Source organism: Dyadobacter pollutisoli, assembly GCF_026625565.1.
Classification (GTDB): Bacteria; Bacteroidota; Bacteroidia; order Cytophagales; family Spirosomataceae; genus Dyadobacter; species Dyadobacter pollutisoli.
In genome coordinates, this window is record NZ_CP112998.1 from 3293755 (window position 1) to 3317739 (window position 23985).

Annotated in this window: 16 protein-coding genes; 9 read left to right on the forward strand and 7 right to left on the reverse strand. The window is 46.0% G+C overall.

The annotated features are described in order from the left end of the window. Positions 1 to 197: 197 nt before the first annotated feature. The 3 genes from ON006_RS13485 to ON006_RS13495 all read left to right on the forward strand — a co-directional run bounded on the left by ON006_RS13485 (position 198) and on the right by ON006_RS13495 (position 3530). Positions 198 to 2240 (forward strand): histidine kinase, encoded by a 2043-nt coding sequence (locus ON006_RS13485; protein ID WP_244820316.1) that lies wholly within the window; start codon positions 198 to 200, stop codon positions 2238 to 2240. Continuing rightward, positions 2237 to 2998, forward strand: coding sequence for a LytR/AlgR family response regulator transcription factor (locus tag ON006_RS13490; RefSeq protein ID WP_244820317.1), 762 nt, complete (start codon positions 2237 to 2239; stop codon positions 2996 to 2998). The genes ON006_RS13485 and ON006_RS13490 overlap by 4 nt, the downstream gene beginning before the upstream one ends. A 70-nt stretch (positions 2999 to 3068) precedes the next feature. After that, the gene (locus tag ON006_RS13495; RefSeq protein ID WP_244820318.1) at positions 3069 to 3530 is read left to right on the forward strand and encodes a DUF305 domain-containing protein; all 462 of its coding nucleotides are present in this window, start codon (positions 3069 to 3071) and stop codon (positions 3528 to 3530) included. Here the strand turns inward: ON006_RS13495 and ON006_RS13500 are convergent. The 7 genes from ON006_RS13500 to ON006_RS13530 all read right to left on the reverse strand — a co-directional run bounded on the left by ON006_RS13500 (position 3527) and on the right by ON006_RS13530 (position 12697). Continuing rightward, complete coding sequence (locus ON006_RS13500) at positions 3527 to 4786, reverse strand: cation:proton antiporter (protein WP_244820319.1); 1260 nt, start codon at positions 4784 to 4786, stop codon at positions 3527 to 3529. The genes ON006_RS13495 and ON006_RS13500 overlap by 4 nt on opposite strands. Before the next feature lie 43 nt (positions 4787 to 4829). Then, positions 4830 to 5894 (reverse strand): mechanosensitive ion channel family protein, encoded by a 1065-nt coding sequence (locus tag ON006_RS13505; protein WP_244820320.1) that lies wholly within the window; start codon positions 5892 to 5894, stop codon positions 4830 to 4832. Between the two features lie 287 nt (positions 5895 to 6181). Continuing rightward, on the reverse strand, positions 6182 to 7501 hold the full coding sequence (locus ON006_RS13510) for a DUF389 domain-containing protein (RefSeq protein ID WP_244820321.1): 1320 nt from the start codon (positions 7499 to 7501) through the stop codon (positions 6182 to 6184). Between the two features lie 6 nt (positions 7502 to 7507). Beyond that, complete coding sequence (nhaA, locus tag ON006_RS13515) at positions 7508 to 8812, reverse strand: Na+/H+ antiporter NhaA (RefSeq protein WP_244820322.1); 1305 nt, start codon at positions 8810 to 8812, stop codon at positions 7508 to 7510. 120 nt (positions 8813 to 8932) lie between these two features. Beyond that, positions 8933 to 9676: a PRC-barrel domain-containing protein gene (locus tag ON006_RS13520; protein ID WP_244820323.1), complete on the reverse strand. Its 744-nt coding sequence runs from the start codon at positions 9674 to 9676 to the stop codon at positions 8933 to 8935. 105 nt (positions 9677 to 9781) lie between these two features. Beyond that, positions 9782 to 10219, reverse strand: coding sequence for a hypothetical protein (locus tag ON006_RS13525; RefSeq protein WP_244820324.1), 438 nt, complete (start codon positions 10217 to 10219; stop codon positions 9782 to 9784). 75 nt (positions 10220 to 10294) lie between these two features. Continuing rightward, positions 10295 to 12697, reverse strand: coding sequence for a TonB-dependent receptor (locus ON006_RS13530; RefSeq protein WP_244820325.1), 2403 nt, complete (start codon positions 12695 to 12697; stop codon positions 10295 to 10297). 435 nt (positions 12698 to 13132) lie between these two features. Here ON006_RS13530 and ON006_RS13535 point away from each other — a divergent pair, with 435 nt between their 5' ends. The 6 genes from ON006_RS13535 to ON006_RS13560 all read left to right on the forward strand — a co-directional run bounded on the left by ON006_RS13535 (position 13133) and on the right by ON006_RS13560 (position 23708). Next, a complete protein-coding gene (locus ON006_RS13535; protein WP_244820326.1) occupies positions 13133 to 13549 on the forward strand; it encodes a hypothetical protein in 417 nt (138 codons plus the stop codon). A 185-nt stretch (positions 13550 to 13734) separates the two neighbouring features. After that, on the forward strand, positions 13735 to 14886 hold the full coding sequence (locus ON006_RS13540; protein ID WP_244820327.1) for an efflux RND transporter periplasmic adaptor subunit: 1152 nt from the start codon (positions 13735 to 13737) through the stop codon (positions 14884 to 14886). A gap of 27 nt (positions 14887 to 14913) precedes the next feature. Continuing rightward, positions 14914 to 18069, forward strand: coding sequence for an efflux RND transporter permease subunit (locus ON006_RS13545; protein WP_244820328.1), 3156 nt, complete (start codon positions 14914 to 14916; stop codon positions 18067 to 18069). Positions 18070 to 18131: 62 nt separating this feature from the next. After that, a complete protein-coding gene (locus tag ON006_RS13550) occupies positions 18132 to 19583 on the forward strand; it encodes an efflux transporter outer membrane subunit (protein WP_244820329.1) in 1452 nt (483 codons plus the stop codon). A 65-nt stretch (positions 19584 to 19648) separates the two neighbouring features. Further along, entirely contained in the window at positions 19649 to 21883 is a 2235-nt protein-coding gene (locus tag ON006_RS13555) for a bifunctional alpha,alpha-trehalose-phosphate synthase (UDP-forming)/trehalose-phosphatase (protein WP_244820330.1), read from the forward strand. A gap of 88 nt (positions 21884 to 21971) precedes the next feature. Then, positions 21972 to 23708: an APC family permease gene (locus tag ON006_RS13560; protein ID WP_244820331.1), complete on the forward strand. Its 1737-nt coding sequence runs from the start codon at positions 21972 to 21974 to the stop codon at positions 23706 to 23708. Positions 23709 to 23985 lie beyond the last annotated feature (277 nt).

A 23985-nucleotide genomic window follows, 5' to 3' on the forward strand; every position in this document is an offset into this window, starting at 1 on the left:
TTCCCTTCCTGATAATGATATAAAATACACACTGAGCAGTTGACCCGTTTGACAGAGCAATCAACCTAATTGACCCATAACAGGAACCGGTCGCAGGTCAATATATGCAGTGTACTAATTCGCACGTGCGATCCGCTAAATGTAGGCTGTTATCGTTTTGTGCGTCACTAGATTTGTAAATGACAAGCCTCCAGTGTATGAAATCCCGACTGATCCTGCTTCTGATCGTGCTCTGCCCCTCAGCGGCCATTTTCGCACAAGACACCGTTTTCCTAAGCCGGATCAAAGATCGTGAACGGCTCTGGGTAACAGGCAATGTCTATTTCACAAACAATCCGGCAGCTCATTTTTCGAAGATTTCCCGCTCAGAAAAATGGGGGTTAATCGATAGTCTTTCAGCCACTCCACCAAGTGGCTACATCTGGTTGAAAACAACAGTTTATAATGAACAGGATTCTGATGTCTTCCTTGATCTTGATTTCAGGGCTGCGGACAGTATTATCGTGTTTGCAAATAATGCTGATACGACCTTTAGTCTGGGAACCGGGCCGTATACCGATGTTCGCAGTTGGCACTATCCAGAAGAACCTGGGCTGGTGCCCATCTATCTGAAAAGTCGTCAGGCATTAAGCCTTCATATCCGGCTGTGGAGTGATACCGGAAGACCTTTTTCTATGACCGACATATACGCCCAAACGCGGGAGCGAAGCTTGCGCACCTCCGTTGAGGGGTATCGTAATTTCGTAGACAGAATTGAGTTCAATGGTTTTTTTCTGGGAGCAGTCACATTTGCAATGCTGTTCTTTCTCTTTATTTTTATCAAGGTGCGCCAAAAGGTGTTCCTGCTATACGGACTTTACCTTTTAGGAGCCGGGCTTTATTCCATTGTTGTCAAAACACTTCCTTACTCCTTTATAGCACGGATTGCCTATTTGAACTATCCGCTGACCTATAAGCTGGGTGAGCCTGTCCAGTACCTTTTCTTTGCAGCTTATGTCGCTTTCGGAAAATCGCTGCTGGACATGAATGAACGTTACGGCTGGCTAAACAGGCTGACAAAATGTTTCATTGCCTTGCTGGTTTCTGCCGGGATGTTGCTATTGACCTATAACTTTTATGACTTCGATTATCCTCTTCAGCAAAAAGCATTCGTCTTTTCCCGAATTGCGATTCTCCCCTTTTCATTACTTTTATTGATCTGGATCATTCTTCAAGTCCGAAGCCCCGTCAAATGGTTCTTTATTGCAGGAAGCTCATTCTTCTTTGCCGGTAGTCTCTTTGCCGTCGTAGTTGATCCCAAAAGCAGGCACCTTTTTTTTGGCGAGGTAAACTTTAACCCAATAGTTTCCTTTAAAACAGGTATTTTACTGGAAAGCCTTTGCTTCGCGCTGGCACTTGGGTACAAATTACGGCTGGCTCAAAATGAAAAAGATAAAGCTTCCAACGCCTATATTGAGCAGCTTGAGCTGAATAAAAAAATGGCGGCATCCGAAACGGAACGGCTTGAAGCAATGGTCGCAGAAAGGACTGAAGTAGTCATTGAAAAAACCCGGCTGATTGAGGAGCAAAAACAAATCCAGCTGCAATCGACTTTTGAGCGCCAACTTTCGGAAATGGAAATGAGCCTGCTGAGGAGCCAGATGAACCCGCATTTTATTTTCAACAGCCTGAATTCTATTCGTTACCAGATTCTGAAAAAAGATTATGACAGCGCGGCGACTTATCTGACCCGGTTTTCAAAATTACTTCGCTACATTCTCCAGAACTCCCGTGAGCACGTTATTAGCCTGGCCGACGAAATCGAAACAAACAGGCTTTATGTTCAATTAGAAAGTCTGCGATTCGACCAGGGCCTCGAATTTAACCTGGATATTTCCAGAGAAATCGATATATCCGAAATTATGGTACCGCCAATGCTTCTGCAGCCTTACATTGAAAATGCAGTGAAACATGGCTTGGTACCCAGTTCAAGAGAGTCAAAAAAACTGACAATTACCGTCAGACCTTATGGTGAGGGTTTTATATTTATAGTTGAAGACAATGGTATAGGTCGAAAAGCATCGAGCAAACGTACCTTGCTGGATGATAAACAAAGTCTTGGAATGAGAATCGCCGGTGAAAGAATTGAATTGTTTAACTTTAATTTTCAACCCAAAATACAGGTAAACATTCTGGACCTTTTCGAAGGGCCCATCCCATTTGGAACTCGGGTTACATTTACCTATCAACATAACTTATGACCTATTCTTCGGTATTAATAGATGACGAAATCCATTGCACAGAAAGTTTACAGCTTCTTCTGGAGGTAGCTTCACCGCAAATTAAGGTAGTCGCAAAATTCAATGACGGTGCCGCCGCCCTCGAATACCTTAGAAAGCATCGGGTAGACCTTGTTTTCCTTGATATTGAAATGCCCGAAATAAGCGGATTTGAGATCTTGAATAGACTGGAACAGCTTTTGTTTGATGTGATTTTTGTCACTGCGTACGACCAGTATGCGATCAAAGCTTTTACTTACAGTGCCATCAGCTACTTGCTCAAACCCGTCGATGCAGATGATTTAAAAGAAACCTTACACCGCTGGCAACAAAAGAAAAACAAAGTCCTTGCCCAAGACCAACTCGGCCTGATGCATGACCTGATGACCAGCATCACCAAGCCTAAAACCAAAGTGGCCCTCCCCACATCCGATGGCCTGGAATTCCTGGAAATACAGTACATTGTTCGATGTGAAAGCGAAAGCAACTACACCCGACTGTTTTGCAAGGATAAAAGCAAGCATTTGATATGCCGGACATTGAAAGAAGTGGAAAAAGTCCTGCACGAAAATGGTTTCATACGGGTTCACCACTCCCATCTTGTCAATCCCCGTTTCATTAAAAAATTCCTCCGCCACGACGGCGGATTTATTGTCATGGAAGATGGAACACAGATTTCTGTCTCGAGAACCAAGAAGGACCGATTATTCGACTTGTTCAATAATGTGGAACGCTTGTAAAATTTCCTCCAAATCTTGTTTGGATTGGCACCATTGTTTTGCAAATGCGGGCTTACGTAATACCGGCAATATGGAAAACAACAACTATCCTAAATTTTTTACCATGCTCGCGGTTTCATTCGTGATCATGTATGCGGTGATGTTCCTCAATGTAGATAACGCCGACCACATTTATCTAAGCCTTACCCGCTTTTATATGACCCTGCTGATGGTTTCGCCTATGGCGCTTACTATGCTGCTTTTTATGCAAAAGATGTATGACAGCAAGAAACGCAATACCTTTATTTACATCGGCAGCATCATTGTTTTCATCCTGGCATTGACTTTTTTAAGAAATCAGGTTCCAATTAGTGACCGGCAATACATGAAGGCTATGATCCCGCACCACTCCTCAGCCATCATGACCAGCCAGGCGGCAGACATTAAAGACCCCGAGGTAAGAAAACTTGCGGACGGCATCATCAAGTCGCAGAAAGAAGAAATTGCCCGGATGAAAGCCATTTTAGATCGTATGGAAAGAGAAAACCGTTAAACGGGAACCTGCGGATTCTTCTTCCCGGCGATTTTCCTGATCAACGGCTCTATTGTAAAACCCTGTACGAGGATAGAAAACAGAACAATCACAAAGGTGACAGACACAATGATGTTTTTATAAGGATTCGAAGGCAGAGATAGAGCCAACGCAATGGAAATCCCACCACGCAAACCACCCCAGGTCATGATCTTCAACGTTCCCGGACCGAGCCGTTTGATAAACCTGAAAGCTGTTGCCGTAAAATAAAGGGACACAAAGCGCGCAACGACGATCATCACCGCCGTAATCAGTCCGATCACCACATAGCTTAGCTTGAAAGTGACAACAACGATTTCCAACCCGATCAACATGAACAGGACTGCATTCAGGATTTCGTCTGTAACCTCCCAGAATTTCCCCAGATAATCTCGTGTGACATCACTCATAGCCAGCGCTTTGCCACGGTTTCCGGTCATAATCCCAGCTACGACCATAGCCAATGGCCCGGATACATGCAGGTAGTGGCACAGCGAATATCCTCCCATCACCATAGCAAGGGAAATGAGAATCTCGGTTTGAAAATGATCTATCGACTTCATCAGTCGGTAACCCACAAAGCCAATTACCGCTCCGGCAATTACACCGCCCACCGCCTCCCGAAAGAATAACAGACTAATTTCGGCAGCACCAAAATTTTCGATACCCACGGAAGCGATCTGAAGCAAAGTTGCAAAGATGACAACACCGATCCCGTCATTAAAAAGTGACTCGCCGACGATATTGGTCTCCACAGTTTTTGACAAGTCCGCTTTCTTTAATATACCCATTACCGCGATCGGGTCGGTAGGAGAAATCAGTGCACCCAGTATAAGAGAGAAGATAATCGGAACTGGCATATCCAGAAGAGAAGTTAGATAATGGAACCCGTAACCCACAAGAAAAGTGGAAAGGACAGTTCCGATTACTGCAAAACTGGCAATACTCTTTGCCGACTTTTTCAAATCAGTGAGATCTACATGCAGCGATCCCGCGAAGAGAAGAAAGCTCAGTAGTATCCCAAGAAGGAACTCGGAAAAATCAATCAATTGGAGTTTCTCTTCGACCATGGCCGTAAACATGCTCGAAACATGTCCTATCGAAATCACACCCAATGCAGCAACAGTCCCCATCAGCATCAGGCTTATCCCGGATGGCAGCTTGAAAACGCGAACATTGATATAGGAGAAAAGAGCCGCTAGCGAGATCAGGATTGAAAAGAGCACAAATAATTCCATGGAGGCGAAGTGGGTTGATTCCTGCGAAATAAAATATAATCGTTTACTTGATATGTGCGTTTTCTAGTTGCATTATTAATGTTTGCGTCGGGTAGGCGAAGTCGATGCCACTTTCTTCAAAAGCACGGAATATGTCCAGATAAATGGCCTGCTGCTGGTCCATATAGAAAGTGTAGTCAGCATCCATGACATAGTAAACGATCTCAAAATTCAGACTAAAATCGCCGTATCCAGAAAAATGCGCCCGGTCAAATGTAATATAGGGTTTTGACTGGATGATCCCTCGAAGGATACCGGGTATCTGTGAAAGCTGCTCATGCGAAGTCTGATATGTGACGCCCAGATTAAACACGATCCTTCTTTTCTGCAATCTTTTATAGTTGTGCAGCCGGGAATCGGTCAGGTCTGTGTTAGAGCATACAAGCTGTTCACCACCAAGTGTCCGGATACGGGTTGTTTTAATGCCAATGTATTCCACTACACCCGACTTGTCATCAATCACAATAAAGTCCCCGATTTCGAACGGGCGATCAAAAAAGATCACGAAATAGCTGAAAAGGTCTCCCAGGATTGTCTGAGCTGCGAGGGCGATCGCGATACCGCCAATGCCCAGCCCTGCAATGAGCGAAGTCACATTGTAACCCAGGTTGTCGATCATGAAGATGATCCCAAACAGCCAGATCACAATGTTAACCATCAAGATGAGCCCGCTGGCCTGCTTTTCTTTGGCTTCACTGTTTTCCTGGGCCTGAATGAAGGAAAATACAAATTTTCTAAATGCCGAACTAATGATCTTGAGCGCAAAAAACGTAACGGCCATCAGAAAAACGATGTGCGCAATGTTCTCCACTTTTGCTGGCAGGCTTAACGTCGTCAAGGCGAAATATACACCGTCTACATAAAGTAAGGGCACCACCGCACCTTCAATCATTTCAATGATGTAATCGTCCCAGGTGGTGGTCGTTTTCACAGACCACGCCTTTGCCTTGCGGATTACAATAGATTTAAAAAAACGTATAAAGATGAAAAGACATGCCAGCAGGGCGATGGCAATCAGCCATGAAATAGGCGTGTTACCTAGAAAGAGCGTGTTGAAAGTGTTGTTCATAATGATTTTACTTTTGCAGATCTGAGCGACCTGACATGAAACAAAGAACTCATACCACCAATTGGCGGGCTAAGGGTCACAAAATCCAGATTGAGTTGACCAGATTCGTGCTGATCGGAATGAAGGGCAAGATGCCTTGGCGGATTATGCAGCTGGTATTAAAGAACTGTGCAGAGCGAACGAATTTGCCGAAGCAAGCCTTCTGACAGTGACGGCAAGGTACAAAAAATGAGGCGGACAGGCAAACGCAACGCCCCGTTGGTCAGCCCTACTACCGTTTTTGCCACCTAAAACGTCGATTTTTCAACATACAGTTTTAAAGAATCGCTTTTCAGTCGAACCTTCAACCAATTACGGATACGGGAGATGTCACGTGTTGTCTTTCTGGTATTTCTACTGCCTAAAACCACAACGGTGTAATGTCTTGTTTTGCTGGAATCCGTATAGAAAATCTGCCTGTCAGCCGAACAATACGATATCTCAGGAAAAAGCGGCTTTATTTCCCGGTAGAGCGGGCTGCCCACTTTTTTGATTGTGACAATACTATCCTGCTTTCGTATGTTCAGGCTTAGTTCAGCTTTGAGACGGTTGATCTCTGCCTGGTATCGTTCGGCCTGCGTCAGGTCCTTGGTTACATCGCTGATCGAAAAGCCTTGCTGGATAATTAAGGTCGCGTTATGAAGTCCGTAGATGCTCTTTCGCTTCGCCAGCCGCTGTTTTTGTAGGTCGTCTATTGTCTTTCCCCCGTAGATCAGCTTGATCTGTCTTTTGGAAGGGTCTAATTCATTTTTCAGAAGATAGTCACCCTCAATATAGCCTTCATTGGCGATAAAATTATTGGCATTTTGGATAAAGGTCTCTTTTTGTACCAGCAGATATCCATAATAAATACTAGGCACGGTTGTTAGCAATACAATGAAGGTAACCCATCGGTTTGCCATTTTTTTCTGATCTTCGTCTGCGCTGTTACGGATCGGGTAGCGGAGCAACCGGACTGTGATGAGCGTCGCGCTCCCGATAAAAACAGTATTGATCGCTAAAAGATACATGGCCCCGAAAAGAAACCCCCAGTTACCGGTAGCCAGCCCGTAACCAGCGGTACACAAAGGAGGCATCAATGCTGTTGCGATCGCTACACCCGGAATAACGTTGCCCTTATTTTTGCTGGAAATAGCCACAATACCTGCCAAGCCACCCACCAGGGCAATAATCACATCATAAATACTTGGCTGCGTGCGGGCAAGCAGTTCCGAGTGCGCCTGGTAAATGGGCGTTACAAAAAAATAGGCTGCTGAGGTTAAAAGCCCCGCAATGACGGCAAACAGATAGTTAACGAACGCCTTTTTAAATAAAGCAAAATCGTAGGTCGCAATGCTGTATCCCATACCCAGAATCGGCCCCATCAGCGGAGAGACCAGCATCGCGCCAATAATAACAGCAGTAGAGTTAACATTTAGACCAACCGACGCAATAAAAATGGCGAAAATCAGGATCCAAAGGTTGGTACCGCGGAATTCAATGCCACTTTCTACAATGTCGTGAATGACTGTATAACCCTCTCGTTCAGTAGAGATGTCAAACCTTTTGAGAATATTATTAATGCCCATGTAAAATCAGGATTTGATTGTTTTCAGGAAGGCGATGCCCGATATCCCCGCAATAAGCGAAGCCAGCAATATACCATATTTTGACTGGTCGACCATTTCTCCATGCCCGAAAGCCAGGCCTGTAACAAAAAGTGACATCGTAAACCCTACCCCGGCCAGCATCGCAACACCTACGATATGCGCCCAGGAGGCCCGATCGGGAAGTTCAGACAATCCTGCACGCACCATGATCCAGGTAAAACCAGCCACGCCGATGAATTTTCCAGCTAAGAGGCCAACGGCCACTCCGGCGCTAACCGGGTTAATAAGGGAAGAAAAAAAGTCGGATCCAATATCCATTCCTGCGTTTGAGAGGGCAAACAGCGGCATAATGACAAAAGCAACCCAGGGATGCAATGAATATTCCACCTTCTGCAGCGGCGTTTCGGCATCCATGCTGATCCTCTTGATTTTTTCGATCGTCTGGTGCTGCTCACTGGTGGTCAGCGAGCCATTTTGCGGGATTGCATTCTCAAAATCGCTTGTATATTCCCGGACGTTTCTGACATAGTCCTTCTCATTGATCTTTGTCCGGGCTGGCATGGTGAATGCTACCAGAACGCCTGCAATGGTGGCATGCACACCTGAGAAAAGAAAACCCGCCCATACGGCAATGCCAATAATCAAATAGAAAATCGTGCCCCTTACTCCCATCAGGTTCCCGATCATCAGCACTGCCAGAAAGATTCCGGCGATTGCTAGCGGGGCGAATGCTATATGCGCTGTATAAAAAAACGCAATGACCAGTACCGCGCCCAGATCGTCTGCGACAGCCAGCGCAGACAGAAATACTTTCACAGAGTTAGGAATATGATCGCCTGCCATCGAAAGCAACGCCAGCGCAAAAGCGATATCCGTTGCCATCGGTATACCCCACCCTCCCTGCGATCCTAATCCGCGATTCAGGACAAAATAAATAAATGCAGGAACTAGCATTCCTCCCAGCGCAGCCATCATTGGCAGGGATGCTTTTTTGAGGCTCGACAGCTCTCCGGCCATAAATTCTCTTTTCAATTCCAGCCCGATCACAAAAAAGAAAATGGCCATCAGGCCATCATTGATCCAAATATGTAACGGCTGATTGAAAACGTAGCGCGAAAATCCAACCATCAATCTCGTTTCCCAAAGATGATGATAGGATTCCGCCCAGGGTGAATTAACCCAGATAATGGCTATGATAACACAAACAAAGAGAATGATCCCTCCGGTAAATTCCTGGTGGATGAACTTGCTGACTGGTTTGAGAATTTGGTCTATGGGTGACTGGGGCATATTTGGAGAATTCATGGCAATTGTCTGGGATTGGCAATGTCATACCTGACCCAAAAATAAGAAAACAATTGACTATGCTTCAGTTCCCATGAATCGGCTATTTATGATGAGCCCTTCTATTCAGCGAACCAGTCTTCCATAATAATCCCGAAGATTAGTCTCGTACACTTCATTCACAGGGTTGTTTGGATCATAGGGCGGACCGCTCTTGACGGTATCGACCGTTACATTCACAATCACCCGGGCCGTGGACCAGTTGATTTCCGAAATCCATGTCGGGGACACCAGTATTTTGTTATGTGAAAACCAGCTACCTGTTTCGACTACCAAAAAACCAATCTCCCAGTTTTCAGTGTCAACAATGTAATCAACAACATGGCCAAGCTCTCCGTCAGTAGCATGGATATGATACCCTTTCACTTTTTCCGTACTACGCAAATGCTCATCCGGGAGCAGTCCTTTGTTCTTTCTTTCCTCTGCCAGAGCGGCTTTTACAGATTCTGATAATGGCATAAGACCTCCCATAGAACCTGTGCCGGGCCCCCAATAGATATGCCAGGGAAAATGGCTGTACAATTTCGATTCTTCCTGACGGGAAACCGGTTTGTCGGTATCAATATCCGGACTTTCCCTGATCTGATCAAGTGATAGGTTGGTCTGAAATATTTCATCCTCCCAAATTGGTGCCAATATGGCCTGAGTTGCGATCAGCACTTTTCTTCCTGAAAGCCAGCCACCGGTTTTTACGACCAGGTAACGAACAGTCCAGGTGTCATCGTCAAAATATAGCTCCTCAACTTTTCCTATTTCACCATCGGTCGCGCCGAGGGAAAAACCTGTAAAACTTTTGAGACTGCGTTTCATACTCTTCTATGTTTAGTTTTTTGTATTCGTTAATGGTACCGAATGCATTTTCCAGAATCTCCGAGGGCCGTCTGTGAAATGTAAAGGTGACCAAATAACGCTCGATTAATCTGTCGTCAACACGACCTGCCCCTCGGGAAAGGGAATGTCCGCAGCCCTTTCGGCAGTAATGAAGAAGTTCCTTGGTTCAAACGTGCTAACCGTTTTCAAGTCACTTTTCAATCCCTTCGAAAAAATACCATGTCTACTTTTTATTTGTCCCAGATTTTTGATCCCGTTCCTCTCTGTGTCCGCCCATAAGACATACGTGTCCCTGGATTGGATCAGCCTTTCAGGGGGTGACAGGTGCCGGACCGATAGATCGATTGCATAATTTTCATTTTTGTCTTTTTTTACTTTTACGTTTCCCTGAGCAGCAGGGACAATGGCAGATTCCTTAAAGACAAGCTTTCTCGAACATGATGATGTGCTGAGCGTTAAAACAACGGCCAAAGTGAAAAGTAAACCACTGATATACTCCCTATTAACATCCCGAAATTTCATAACCATCAGCTTTTTCTTGTTGAATTGTCAATTTTGAAGAATTGGAACCTTGTGGAATCTGGTTAAAAGGTTAATTTAATCTTCGTCCCCGGAATCTTCGTCAATGCGCGGCTCCCTTTCTTTGGACCTGTTGAGGCGGTAAGAAAAGGTAACCAGGAATTGGCGGGCCCTCCATTGGAATTCCGATTTTGAATAGTATCCGGCACTTTCCACAATCCGGCGTTGCTTCCTCGTGTTGAGCAAATCCCTGACGCTAGCAGTGACGGTCCCCCTGCCTTTCAGGATATCTCTCGAAAGTCCGAGATCGATTGAATACTGGGCAAGATCCCGCCCCTGCGTTGTTTTTCTTGGGGCCCTGTAATTAATCGATGATTGAAAGTCCACATCTTGAAAAAGCGTGACTTTGGAAGAGACCCTGCCCGTCCAGGAATAGGTATCGCTGCTCAGCACCTTGTCCTGATAAACGCCTTTATTAACGGCCCGGAAAATGTTTGCATTCGCCGTCCATTTCCACCATGCGAACGGATCATAAGTAAGATTAAATTCAAAACCGTACGAATCCCCGGTGGATAAGTTAATCGGCGTTATCCTGGTAAATCCGGTCGAATCAACGGAGGTAATATTTTCGACGACCCCAAGTCGATGACGATAATAAATGCTGGACAACAGAGTCCCTTTTTCCATATTCAGCAAATGTCCGGCCTCAAACGAATGGGTATACTCCGGGTTCAACAAAGGGTTACCGGCCCTGAAAACGCGGGAATCGCTAAAATTAGAGAAAGGAAGAAGGTCCCGAAAGCCCGGACGGCTCAGCCTGTAACTGTAACTCAGCTGCAATGTCTGGGCCTCCTGCAGCTTATAGGACAGATGCAGGCTTGGAAAAAGATTAAAGTACTTTCGGTGGTTAGTCAGGTTCGTCTTCTTGAGTTTGGTCAAAATATCAGAGTATTCTCCCCTTAATCCCGCCTGCACAAAAAGCTTTCCGAATTGATTGCTTGCCATTAGATACGCCGCATGGATTTTTTCGTCATAAGCCAGTCGGTTGTCGAATCGCGGCAGAATGATCCAATCGCCATTCTGGTCTTGCTGATGCACCGAGAAGTCATTGTCAAGCAAGCGGATGGAACTTTTAAGCCCGGTTTCAAGCTTTGCATCTCCCCGGAAAGGATGTATATAGTCGAGCTGGAAAAGGATATTCTTTTCGTCTTCTGTATTATATGACCGTTGCACAACATTGGCCGCCTCGCCTTTTACACTTTCATTGAATTTTGCTGCCTCTGTTTCGTCGCTTAAAATATACTTAGCCGAAAATGCAAGGCTCTGCCCTTTTCGCTCAAAGGTCTTATTATAGTTCAATGCCGCTTCCAGATTGTTGCGGGGCTCCTGCTCCGTTTCGGTACGGACCACCGTTCTCGTCAGAATGTTATTAAAGTCAAAGTCTCTGTATGCCAGCATAGTTTTATTCGTATTCCGGGAGTTTCGATATGACAGTGTTCCGGTTAATGTGTTGCGACTGTTTAGAAAATAATCCATCCCGACCATAAAGCTATTGGAGTAGCCGCTTCTGTTCCTGTTGTTATCCTGCTCATATACAAAGCTGGTGTCAGCGCTGTTGTAAACTTGTCTGGAAGTACCGCTTCCCGGCCTGTTGCGGTAAATGTTGCCGTAACTAGCCATGAGGTTTACTTTCTTTTTCCGGTAATTAATATTAAAAGACCCACCGAAGTTTGCAGGATAACCTGCCGTGCCTGTAAAGGATCCGTTTAAGCCATACCTTATATTCTTCTTCATCACAATGTTCAGTATCCCCACCTCCCCTTCCGCATCATATCGGGAAGATGGGTTGGTAATGATCTCGATACTTTCGATCAGGTCGCCCGGAATTTGCCTCAGCGCCTCGGCCGGGTTCATCCCGACCATCCCTGATTGTTTACCATCAATTAAAATCCGGACGTTCCCGCTTCCGCGCAACGCCACATTGCCGTCCACGTCGACGGTTACCGATGGCATGTTGTTCAAAATGTCCGAGGCATTACTACCGATATTGCTCAAATCCTTTCCGACATTAAAAACCCGTTTGTCGAGCTGCAATTCCATCTGACTTTTTTCTCCCCTCACAACAAGTTCCTCTAATTCTCGGGCATCTGGTTTAAGTGACAGCGTACCCATATCTACGTCTTGATTATCAACGACTACACTGGGGACAATTTTCTCATTGAGGCCTAAATAGGATATTTTGAGGAAATAATTTCCAGGTTTGGCCGCTATCTCAAATTTGCCGGTTTCATCGGAGACCGCACCGCCCACGAGTGACGAATCCTTAGCGGAATAAAGGCCTACATTGGCAAAAAGGACCGGTTCTCGATTAGCCCCTTCAAGCTTACCGCTGATCACCAAATCTTCTGTTCCTTCGTTCTGGGCCATAACTTGAACGTATTGAAAGAAGAAAAAGAGCGTAATGAAAGAAAAGCTTTTCATAGGTGAAATTGATTTAAAGTGGGCCGGTGAAAGCAAGTGGATTTTAGCTTGGCAATTCAGGAAGCCAGATAACTTGGATCGAAAAGCAATCCGAGGGTTTAGTAAGAATTTAAGTTTTCACTTGAAACGCTAAAAAATTCACGCCAGAAACTTACCTCGGCGTTGATGAAGATTTTTATTTATCTAAATCATAAGCACATGCGCCTTTCAAAAACGACTATAATAAAACCAAGAATCTCTGCGAAGAGCCGCGAGAAATACGCTCCGGGCGGGCGATAATAATTGTTTGATTAACATTCATTAACACGGAAATACTTGAAATTTTCGTCGATAAACCATATGTTTGTGTTCTGCGCGTTTTATCTGCGCCTTTAAAATCATATTTGTACCAATTTTAATAATATGATTTTTCAATGACTGAATAAAATCAGTATCATGACGAAAAGAGCCCTTATATACTTCCTGATCATTTTTCAACTTGTTGCTTTCGCTTCGCACGCTGCACACAAAAGTGGAAAAACCAGGCCGAAGTTTAAGCGATTCTACTTCGTTCCCCGTCCTGCCCCTTCAGAAGCACAACTGGAAATTTTAAGGATAAAAAAGCTGGTTCAAAAGAGCAGGCCAATTATTCGCGTAGACAAGGCGAAGTGGAAAGAGGATCTGACAAGATTGCTTCTTCATCGTCATACCAGCTATGCTAACCCGGCATTTTCGGCCTATATCCCTTCCGGTATTTCTCTCGCGTCACTGAGAGCGACCAGCACATTTATTGTTGACATGCCCCCGCATCAACAACGGGTTGTCCATCTTCCCGGATATTATAGCTTCCTGCACCGTCTTTGCCCTTTTTAGCATTTCTCATTGCTATTTTCCCGGTAATGTCAGTGCTGCGTGGTTTAGTAAGCTTTCCCAAGCTCCGAAATCGACCGGAATTCATTACTCACATGCATATACGTTACCGTTGAGCCGCTGGTTTGCACTTGCGGCGATCCGGCCATTCTCCGTAGCCTTTTATTTCATTCCTTACTCAAGAATTCATGAGAAATCTAATTTGGGCGGCTCTCTCCGCCCTGTCTATCATCACGTTTGGCTGTACTTCAAAGGGCGAACGAATCAGCGAGACCAAAGACAATTTGCTCGCCATTCCCGTTTTGAAACTTAATCCCACCAACACAGATATGCACCGGGAGTATGTAGCGAATATCCAGGCCGTGCGAAACGTAGAGATATATGCGCGTGTGAGAGGTTATCTTGAAAAAGTATACGTGGATGAGGGCAAAGAAGTAAAAAAAGGCCAGGTCCTCTTCAGTGTCAACAATGAAGAATATGAAGCCCAGCTGGCAAAAGCAAAAGCCAATCTGCAAAACGCGATTGCCGACGCAAAGGGCGCTGAACTCGAATTAAAAAGGGTTAAGTTACTGGTAGAGAAAAATGTAATTTCTAAAACTGAAGTCGAAGTGGCAGAAGCGAAGGTAGCCGCTGCGGACGCCAAAATTGAAGAAGCCCGTTCCGAAAAAGCCAAGGCAGCTATACAGCTCGGCCGAACCGTGATCAAAGCACCTTTTGACGGATTAATAGACCGGATTCCACACAGGATGGGCAGCCTGATCAGCGACGGAACGTTGCTCACTACCATTTCGGATACCAAATCGGTATATGCCTATTTTAATGTATCTGAAAATGAATATCTCGAATACATAAACACAAGAGGAAAAGATCACGATGAAAAAGCTATTGTAGAGCTGCAACTTGCAGACGGCTCCTTTTTCAAACAAAAGGGGATCATTGAAACGATGGAGGGCGCTTTCGATGAAAGCACAGGCTCGATTGCGTTCAGAGCGAAATTTGCGAATCCGCAAAAACTACTCAAACATGGTTCAACCGGCACGATACGTCTAACCAACACCATCGAGAATGTAATTTTGATACCTCAGAAAGCTGCGTTTGAAATTCAGGATAAAAATTTTGTGTACATCCTTGGCAAGAACAACAAAATCAAAACGCGCAGCTTCATACCGCAATCCCGAATAGCGGGTTACTACGTCGTAAGTTCAGGTTTGGAGCCGGGGGAAACGATTATTTGCGAGGGGCTGCAAGGTTTGAAGGACGGTGCGACTATTCAACCAAAACCAGTGGACCTCGGTCACCTCAAACTACCCGACGCAAACTCAAAATTGACCGTGCGATAGGATTTTCTTTAACCTGAACTCAAAATCATGTTTCAAAAATTTATTGAGAGACCGGTCCTTTCGCTGGTTATCTCCATTTTTATTACGCTACTCGGGTTGCTGGCCGTCGTCGACTTGCCTGTCTCCCAGTTTCCCGACATCGTGCCGCCGTCCGTAGTGGTAACGGCGACTTATACCGGAGCCAATTCCGAAGTCTGTGTCGACGCTGTGGCGGTTCCGCTGGAAAAGGCCATCAATGGTGTGCCCGGAATGACCTACATGACCTCTGTATCCGGGAATGACGGGGTTACCACCATTACCATTTCGTTCAAAGTTGGGATCGATCCGGACCTGGCTGCTGTGAATGTACAGAACCGGGTTCAAACCGTTATTGATGAGCTTCCTGAGGAAGTGATTAAGGCTGGGGTAACCACCGAAAAAGAGGTTAACAGTATGCTGATGTATCTGGATATCATGAGCTCAGATTCGTCAGTTGCAGAAGATTTCGTTTACAATTTTGCTGATATCAATGTCCTGAAAGAACTCAAACGAATAGATGGTGTCGGACGGGCGCAGATCATGGGCAGTAAAGATTATTCAATGCGCATATGGCTGAAACCAGACCGCATGAACAGTTACAGCGTATCGGCAGACGAGGTGGTCAAAGCGATCCGTGACCAGAACGTAGTAGCGGCCCCGGGTAAAACGGGCGTGAGCTCCGGACGGGAAGTGCAGGTCTTACAGTACGTCTTGAAATACACTGGAAAATTGTTCGAGCCTGCTCAATACGAAAACATCGTGTTGCGCTCGAATCCTGATGGCTCCATGCTAAAGCTAAAGGATGTCGCAGATATAGAGTTCGGAACCCTTGACTACGATGTTGCCTCCAAATCTAATGGAAAACCCTCTGCCTCCATTATGATCAAGCAGCGTCCTGGCTCCAATGCCCAGGAGGTGATTGAAAATATCAAGGCGAAAGTTGCTCAGCTCAAAGCTACAAGTTTCCCGCCCGGTATGGACTATTTTGTTTCCTATGATGTCTCGCGCTTTTTGGATGCCTCCATACATGAAGTTATACGCACATTGATTGAGGCGTTCATCCTGGTAATTATCATCGTCTACCTGTTCCTTCAGGATTTCCGTTCAACTGTCATACCGGCGTTGGCCGTTCCCGTTGCGCTGGTCGGCACCTTTGCCTTTATGCAGCTTTTCGGCTTCTCTATTAATCTTTTGACACTCTTCGCGTTGGTACTGGCCATTGGTATTGTCGTCGATAATGCGATTGTGGTGGTAGAGGCGGTACATGCTAAGATGGCCGAAAAACATATGGATGCTAAGGAGGCCACGATCGAATCGATGAAGGAAATGAGTGGGGCAATTATAGCCATAACCCTGGTAATGTCGGCTGTGTTTGTTCCGGTCGCGTTTATGTCAGGTCCAGTTGGAATTTTTTACCGGCAGTTCTCCATTACACTTGCGATTTCAATTGTTATTTCCGGAATCAATGCATTAACACTGACGCCCGCGCTTTGCGCGCTGATGCTGAAAAACACTCATGGGCAGCCAGCAAAGAATACGCTTTTGGATCGCTTCTTCAGAGGATTTAACTATGGTTATGACGGAGTTTCCAATAAATACCGCCGGCTCCTCTCGGTGATTGTAAGCAGAAGGATGATCACTATCGGTCTTCTGCTAGCATTCTGTATTGCTACCTATGGTATTAACACCGTTCTGCCGACCGGCTTTATTCCGACGGAGGATCAAGGCGTTATCAATGTAAATGTGACGACGCCAGTGGCTTCCACAGTCGAAAGAACCGAAGCTGTGCTGGATGAAATTCAAAAAGTTGCCCAGTCCCTGGGACCCGTCGAATCTGTTTCGACCCTGTCAGGATACAGCCTCATTACCGAATCGTCCGGATCCTCCTATGGGATGGCGATGATAAACTTAAAACCCTGGGATCAGCGAAAGGCCTCGGTTCAGGATATAATCACTGAATTACAGGCGAAAACAAGGTATATTACCGACGCGGACATTCAATTTTTCCCGCCGCCTACGGTGCCTGGTTTTGGAAATTCCAGCGGATTTGAGCTCCGTGTACAGGACCGTACCGGAAGCGACGATTTGCAGAAGACCGCCGGCGTCACCAACCAGTTTGTGAAAGACCTGATGGCCTCTCCCGAAATCGCAAGTGCATTCAGCAGCTTTGACGCCAGCTTTCCACAATATATGATCCATGTCGACGCAGATATTGCGGCAAAAAAAGGGGTATCGGTAGATGTCGCCATGAGCACCTTGCAAACCCTGATCGGGAGCTTCTATGCCTCGAACTTTATCCGGTTTGGCCAAATGTACAAAGTGATGGTGCAGGCCGACCCGCGTTTCCGCAGGAACCCGGAAGACGTATTGAAGCTATACGTCAAAAATAGCCGGGGGGAAATGGTTCCATTCTCCACGTTTATCCGCTTGGAGCGGGTTTACGGGCCAGAGCTATTGACCCGGTACAACATGTACACTTCCGCCATGATCAACGGAGATGCTGCCCCGGGTTATAGTAGCGGCGACGCGATCAAAGCAGTGGAGCGAATTGCGGCCACAAGTCTACCGAAAGGGTTTACATACGATTGGTCCGGAATGACCCGCGAGGAAATCTTATCCGGCAACCAGGCGATCTACATTTTCGGTATCTGTTTGGTCTTCGTTTATCTGCTGTTGGCGGCACAATATGAAAGCTTTTTGCTGCCATTGCCGGTGATCCTCTCGCTGCCAACGGGAATATTCGGCGCATTTCTCGCCTTGAAATTACTCGGTTTGGAAAACAACATCTACGCGCAGGTTTCGCTGGTAATGCTCATTGGATTACTGGGAAAAAATGCCATTCTGATCGTCGAATATGCGATTATCCGTCAAAAAGAAGGCCGTACCGTGATTGACGCGGTGTTGGAAGGGGCCACTGAAAGGTTACGTCCCATTTTGATGACTTCTTTCGCTTTCGTCGCCGGACTAATACCGTTGGTGATGGCATCCGGGGCCGGTGCAATAGGTAACCGTTCTATTGGAACCGCGGCTGCGGGAGGCATGCTGATCGGCACCTTTTTTGGGGTTGTGCTCATTCCTGGCCTATACGTACTTTTTGCCAAAGCTGCGAAAAAGAAAAAGGTAGCCCAACCCACTACAGAACAAGAAGAAATCAGCCTGAACTAATCAACTATTACAAAAGCAGCCTGGGCATTTGCCCATGGCTGCTTTACTTCAAAATATTCTAAATGAGACGTTTTAAAAAATTTGTAACCCTGCTTTCTATCACCTTTTTGTTGCTGGCTACCGGCTGCAAGCTTGCGCAGCCGGTAGTGCAACATGCTGCTGTGACGGCACCGAACGCATTTCAGGACGAAACTGATTCTATTGGCATAGCAAGCCTGAAATGGAGGTCTCTGTTTACCGATCCCAAACTGAGCGCGTTAATCGACACTGCATTACGAAACAACCTTGATTTGAAAATTGCCGCCCAAAGAATCGAGATGGCCCGTTCCGGAGTTCAATTCGCGCAAGGTGCATTATTCCCCAATGTTGGTGCCGAAATATCGGGTGGTGGTAGAAAATTCGGTGACTATACCATGGACGGGGTCGGCAATTATGATACGAATTTCTCTGAAAACCTCAACAGTGACCGCAAGCTCCCGGCTCCATTCCTACCCGATTATTTCGTCGGCCTGAGGAGTTCGTGGGAAATTGATATTTGGGGAAAATTGAAAGCAAGGAAAAAAGCCGCGTACAACCGTTTATTGGCTACCGATAAGGCAAGACATGCTATCATTACGGGGCTAATTGCGCAGGTTGCCAGCGAATATTACCGGTTAGTGGCATTAGACAATGAGCTGGCGATCATCCGAAAAAATATCGTATTACAAGAATCGGCAGTTGAAACGATTAAGATACAAAAAGAAGGAGGGCGTGCAAATGAACTGGCAGTCCGTCAGTTTCTCGCGCAGCTGATCAATACCCGCGGCCTGGAAGTTGAAACACAACAAAAAATCATCGCTGTTGAGAACGGATTGAACATGCTGCTGGGCCGCTTCCCACAGACTATTTCCAGGATTAATCTCACTGAGCAGACCTTTCCACAGCACATTAGTGCGGGAATACCTGCCAATATGCTGAAACGGAGGCCGGATGTTCGGCAGGCACAGCTGGAATTACAGGCCTTTTATTCCGAGCAGCAGTCGGCACAGCTGGCATTTCTACCTTCCTTGAACATCACCGCATTGCTTGGCTTTAATTCATTCAAAAGTAATCTGCTGTTTTCGCCAGCCTCCATTGCCTATGGCGCCGCAGCTGGCCTTGCCGCCCCGCTGATCAACAGAAAAGCTTTGAAAGCAAACCAGAAAAGAGCTGAGGCGGAAAGCCAGGCGGCACTCTACAATTATAATAAAACCATTTTAACGGGATTTCAAGAAGTGAGCACCAGTCTGAAAAGGCTGGAAAACACCCGGAAAATCCTGGGACTCAAAGCAAATGAAGTGGAAGTGTTGCAACAGGGGGTTTCCATTTCAAAGGACCTTTTCCTGACCGGTTATGCGTCCTATCTGGAAGTGATCCTTGCTCAGCGCAATGTTTTGGATGCCGAGCTTACCCTTACCGAAGTGACGAGAAATCAATTCCTTGCCCTCATTGAGCTGTACCGTGCTCTTGGCGGAGGCTGGGAGCAGGATCTGTAATGCTGCCTTTTTAGCATTGTCCCTCAAATAAATCGCAGCTGAATTAATGCTGCATTACAAATATCATGATTCAAGAACAAAAAGAGAATCCAAGAAGATTAATTATTGTTGCCTACCGGTTGCCATTTAAGATCATTAATGAAAATGGTCAAAGCGAATTTCAGCAAAATTCCGGAGGTCTGGTTTCCGCTGTGCTCTCGCTGGTAGGTAACCAGAAAGACGCTTTTTTTGACGAAGACCAGAAAATACAGTGGATCGGCTCTTCACAGAATTCCCGGGAAGAACTTGACGGACATAACCTTGCAAACGAAACTTTTGAGGCCCATCCGGTTTTTATCCCCGACCAGATCCATGAAAATTACTACGAGGGCTTTTGTAACAATCTCATCTGGCCGCTCTGTCACTATTTTCCATCCCTGGCCAGATTTAACGACGCATATTTTTATGCATATCAGACGGCCAATGAGCTTTTTTTTGCCAAACTGGCGCAAGTGATAATGCCCGGAGACGTGGTTTGGGTGCAGGATTACCAACTTATGCTCTTACCGGCGATGATCCGGGCAAAATTCCCTGAAAACCAGGTTGGCTTCTTTTTCCATATTCCCTTTCCATCATACGAGTTATTCCGGTTACTTCCTGTAAAGTGGCGTAAAGCACTCATGGATGGGATACTGGGCGCGGACGTGGTCGGGTTTCATACCAATGATTATGTAGAGTATTTCCTTAAAGCTGCCAAACTAGTAACAGGATACGGGAACAGGCTCCACTATATCAATACAGGAAGCAGGATTGTCAAAGTGGACTCCTTCCCGATCAGCATCGATTTTCAAAAGTTCAATGCGGATTACGATAATCCGGCCGTTGTCCTGACCAGGGTACAAGCGAAGCTTTCATTGAGCGAGAAAATCATATTTTCGGTCGATCGCCTTGATTATTCGAAGGGCATCCGCCACCGGTTGCTTGGCTTTACCCGCTTTTTAGAGCAATATCCGTACTGGCACGGAAAAGTAACGCTGGTGATGGTGGTAGTACCCTCCCGGGATACGATTGAGCACTACCAGAACATGAAAATGGAAATCGACCAGACTGTTGGCCGAATCAATTCAGATTATGGCAATATTGGCTGGCAGCCGGTCATCTATCAATATCGTTCCATGCCCTACACCGAACTGGTCGGTATGTACACAGCCAGTGACGTGGCACTGATTACCCCTATCCGCGATGGAATGAACCTGGTATGCAAGGAATTTGTCGCAAGTCGCAAAGATTGTCAAGGTGTGCTGATCCTGAGTGAAATGGCGGGTGCGGCAGCAGAACTCGGTGAGGCGCTGATCATCAACCCACTCGACGTTCAGGATATCTCAGACGCAATCCTGAACGGCTTCCAAATGCCCTTAGAAGAACAAACGAAACGAATGGCAGCGATGCGCGAGCGTATTAAAGACTATGATGTATTTGCCTGGACTAATGATTTTTTTACACAAATGAATATGCTGGAACTAGAACACGAAAGATTAAGACAGGTTTTCCTGACAAACGAGGGCATTAATGCCGTAAGGGTTGCATATCAGAATAGCAGCAATAGGATTCTATTTTTCGACTATGACGGTACGCTGGCGCCCATTGTACCCGATCCGGCCAATGCAGTACTTTCCCAAGAACTAAAAGCGCTGATCCTGGATATTGCCATGCACAACACGGTCGTCATTATCAGCGGTAGGGACCGCCATTTCCTGGAACAGAATTTTGGCGACCTGCCGGTCTATATCATCGCCGAGCATGGCGCATTGTCCAAAACAAAAGGAAGCAGCCAATGGACGCTCAACGAAAATTATGAAGAAAACTGGAAGGAAAGCATCCAGCCCATTCTCGATATGTATGCCAAAAGATGTCCCGGTGCCTTCGTGGAGGAAAAGGAAACGTCGCTTGCCTGGCACTATCGTATGGCCGATGATGCTGATTACGCGGACCGGCGGGCGCGCGAATTATTATGGCAGCTCAAAAACTATATCCAGCCTGAGCTGCATCTTCAGGTCATTGACGGCAACAAAGTAGTAGAAGTAAAGAAAACCGCTTTTAATAAAGGGACCGCGGCAAAAGGTATCGTGGAAAGTGCTGATTATGATTTCATACTGGCTATCGGGGATGATACGACCGACGAAGATATGTTTGAGGCCTTGCCTGAAACTTCGTTTACAATCAAGATCGGGGACGAGCTTTCGGCTGCCAGAAATCATATCAAAAGTCAGGAAGAGGTTTTTGACTTTCTAACCTTTGTGACTACACGGATGGCAGAATAACTTTGGCCATAAGAGGATAAGGCAGGTTGTTAGGTCAATACATACGCCGGTATGATTTTAGTAATAAGTGACTTGAAATCTAATTTGTATGCAGCACCAAAAGAAGTTAAATGAGCTGGCCGCAACGGCAATTTGCGGAAATGACATTACCTCTTCTTGCCTGTATGTCTCCTCCCTGACTATCATTTATGCAGGACAGTACGCGTGGCTCGCTTTGCTGATGGTCGCCCTGGTCTTGTTTTTGTTTAGAAAAATATATGGCGAAGTCGTTGGTGCTTTGCCACTGAATGGTGGAGCTTACAATGTCCTTCTGAATACAACCAGCAAAAGCAATGCTTCCATCGCTGCCTGCCTGACCATACTGTCTTACATGGCTACGGCGGTCATTTCTGCAAGTGAGGCAATGCATTATCTGCACGGCATCCTGCCGTCGGTCCCAGTGCTACTCGCGACGGGCTCACTGATTACGGTCTTTCTTTTTCTGGTTATGTCCGGAATCAGCGAATCGTCCATTGTAGCCATTATTATCTTCATACTGCATATTTTCGCTATGGTTACCCTCATTGCCAGCGCCATATGGTACGTCACTGAACATGGACTGGATGTAGCTTCCATGAATTTCAAAATGCCTGCGCACGGAAGTTTTGCCACCGCACTCTTCCTGGGGTTCAGCACGGCGATGCTCGGCATATCAGGCTTCGAAAGCTCTGCTAATTTCGTTGAAGAACAGGAAATAGGAGTCTTTCGAAAAACACTTCGAAACATGTGGGTCGCTGTGTCGGTCATCAATCCAATGATGGCCCTGGCTGCGGTGGCCGTATTGCCTCTACCCGATGTCGCCGTGAATCAAGAAGCATTACTATCCTATATGGGCGGTATTACCGCCGGCCCCTGGCTTAGGACATTTATATCAATTGACGCTGTGTTGGTATTGAGCGGCGCACTGCTGACGTCTTATGTGGGTGTAAACGGGTTGATTAAGAGAATGACCCTGGACAGGATATTACCTCAATTTCTTCTGAAAGAAAATTCAAAGGGAAGCTCCCCCAGGATACTGATTCTGTTTTACCTTCTATGCCTGTCAGTTTTACTTATCACCAGGGGTCAGCTCGGTCCTTTGGCTGGCGTTTACACCATATCGTTTTTGCTGGTGATGATCTATTTTGGTTTCGGAAACTTCTTGCTTAAAATCAAGAGAAGCCGCCTACCAAGACCGGAACGGGCTTCAATTCCAACGGTTGCGCTGGCAATTCTAGCTGTTATGGTTGCTCTTTACGGAAATGTAACGCTTCATGCAGATTACCTCATCGTATTTTTACAGTACTTCTTACCGGCCATCATTGTGATTTCCTTGTTACTCAACAGAAACGAGTTGCTGCAATACATGCTGGTATTCGTCGACAGTTTTTTTACATCGATAAGGAGAATGGCGGCCTTAACCAAATGGCATTTGACCCGAGCGTTAAAAAGACTCACTGAACAGGAATTCGTCTATTTCACAAAGGGTGATGATATTTCCATTCTCAACAAGGTGATGATCTATGTGCAGGAAAATGAAATCACTAAAAAACTAAAAATCGTGACGGTCCTGAGGGATGGCGGCCATGTTTCAGAAGATTTTTTAAGGGACCTGGATGTCCTAGACCGTGCCTATCCGGAAATCAAGATTGAATATATCCAGGTACATGGCGTATTCGGACCCGAGATAATCAATCAGCTCAGCAAGGAGTGGAATATCCCTATCAACTTTATGTTCATCAGCTCGCCCAGTGACAGGTTTTCCCATAGGGTTTCAGATCTGGGCGGGGTAAGGCTCATCATTTAGAGGCTGTCACACAGTGGTAAAATTTAGTTTTATCCATGTACCATCGTTGGAAAGCAAATGCAATCAGCCCACTGACCCCCAAACCGGAGCACGACAATGGCTTACCGCAAGGTATGACAGTACGCGCTGGATTATCCGCCCGGTCACTTTTTCAGACCATAACTACGACATGGGATCTCTGTTTATAGACGGCAAGGGGCTCAAAAAGTCAGTATCCCACCTTTATTTTTGCAACAGAAAGGGAGATGTCTTTATGTTGCCGGAATCGATAACGCAT

Excerpts from the sequence above, each read along its gene's own strand:
- ON006_RS13485 (WP_244820316.1), top strand. The coding sequence starts at position 198 with ATGAAATCCCGACTGATCCTGCTTCTGATCGTGCTCTGCCCCTCAGCG.
- ON006_RS13490 (WP_244820317.1), top strand. The coding sequence starts at position 2,237 with ATGACCTATTCTTCGGTATTAATAGATGACGAAATCCATTGCACAGAA.
- ON006_RS13495 (WP_244820318.1), top strand. The coding sequence starts at position 3,069 with ATGGAAAACAACAACTATCCTAAATTTTTTACCATGCTCGCGGTTTCA.
- ON006_RS13500 (WP_244820319.1), bottom strand. The coding sequence starts at position 4,786 with ATGGAATTATTTGTGCTCTTTTCAATCCTGATCTCGCTAGCGGCTCTT.
- ON006_RS13505 (WP_244820320.1), bottom strand. The coding sequence starts at position 5,894 with ATGAACAACACTTTCAACACGCTCTTTCTAGGTAACACGCCTATTTCA.
- ON006_RS13510 (WP_244820321.1), bottom strand. The coding sequence starts at position 7,501 with ATGGGCATTAATAATATTCTCAAAAGGTTTGACATCTCTACTGAACGA.
- nhaA (WP_244820322.1), bottom strand. The coding sequence starts at position 8,812 with ATGCCCCAGTCACCCATAGACCAAATTCTCAAACCAGTCAGCAAGTTC.
- ON006_RS13520 (WP_244820323.1), bottom strand. The coding sequence starts at position 9,676 with ATGAAACGCAGTCTCAAAAGTTTTACAGGTTTTTCCCTCGGCGCGACC.
- ON006_RS13525 (WP_244820324.1), bottom strand. The coding sequence starts at position 10,219 with ATGAAATTTCGGGATGTTAATAGGGAGTATATCAGTGGTTTACTTTTC.
- ON006_RS13530 (WP_244820325.1), bottom strand. The coding sequence starts at position 12,697 with ATGAAAAGCTTTTCTTTCATTACGCTCTTTTTCTTCTTTCAATACGTT.
- ON006_RS13535 (WP_244820326.1), top strand. The coding sequence starts at position 13,133 with ATGACGAAAAGAGCCCTTATATACTTCCTGATCATTTTTCAACTTGTT.
- ON006_RS13540 (WP_244820327.1), top strand. The coding sequence starts at position 13,735 with ATGAGAAATCTAATTTGGGCGGCTCTCTCCGCCCTGTCTATCATCACG.
- ON006_RS13545 (WP_244820328.1), top strand. The coding sequence starts at position 14,914 with ATGTTTCAAAAATTTATTGAGAGACCGGTCCTTTCGCTGGTTATCTCC.
- ON006_RS13550 (WP_244820329.1), top strand. The coding sequence starts at position 18,132 with ATGAGACGTTTTAAAAAATTTGTAACCCTGCTTTCTATCACCTTTTTG.
- ON006_RS13555 (WP_244820330.1), top strand. The coding sequence starts at position 19,649 with ATGATTCAAGAACAAAAAGAGAATCCAAGAAGATTAATTATTGTTGCC.
- ON006_RS13560 (WP_244820331.1), top strand. The coding sequence starts at position 21,972 with ATGCAGCACCAAAAGAAGTTAAATGAGCTGGCCGCAACGGCAATTTGC.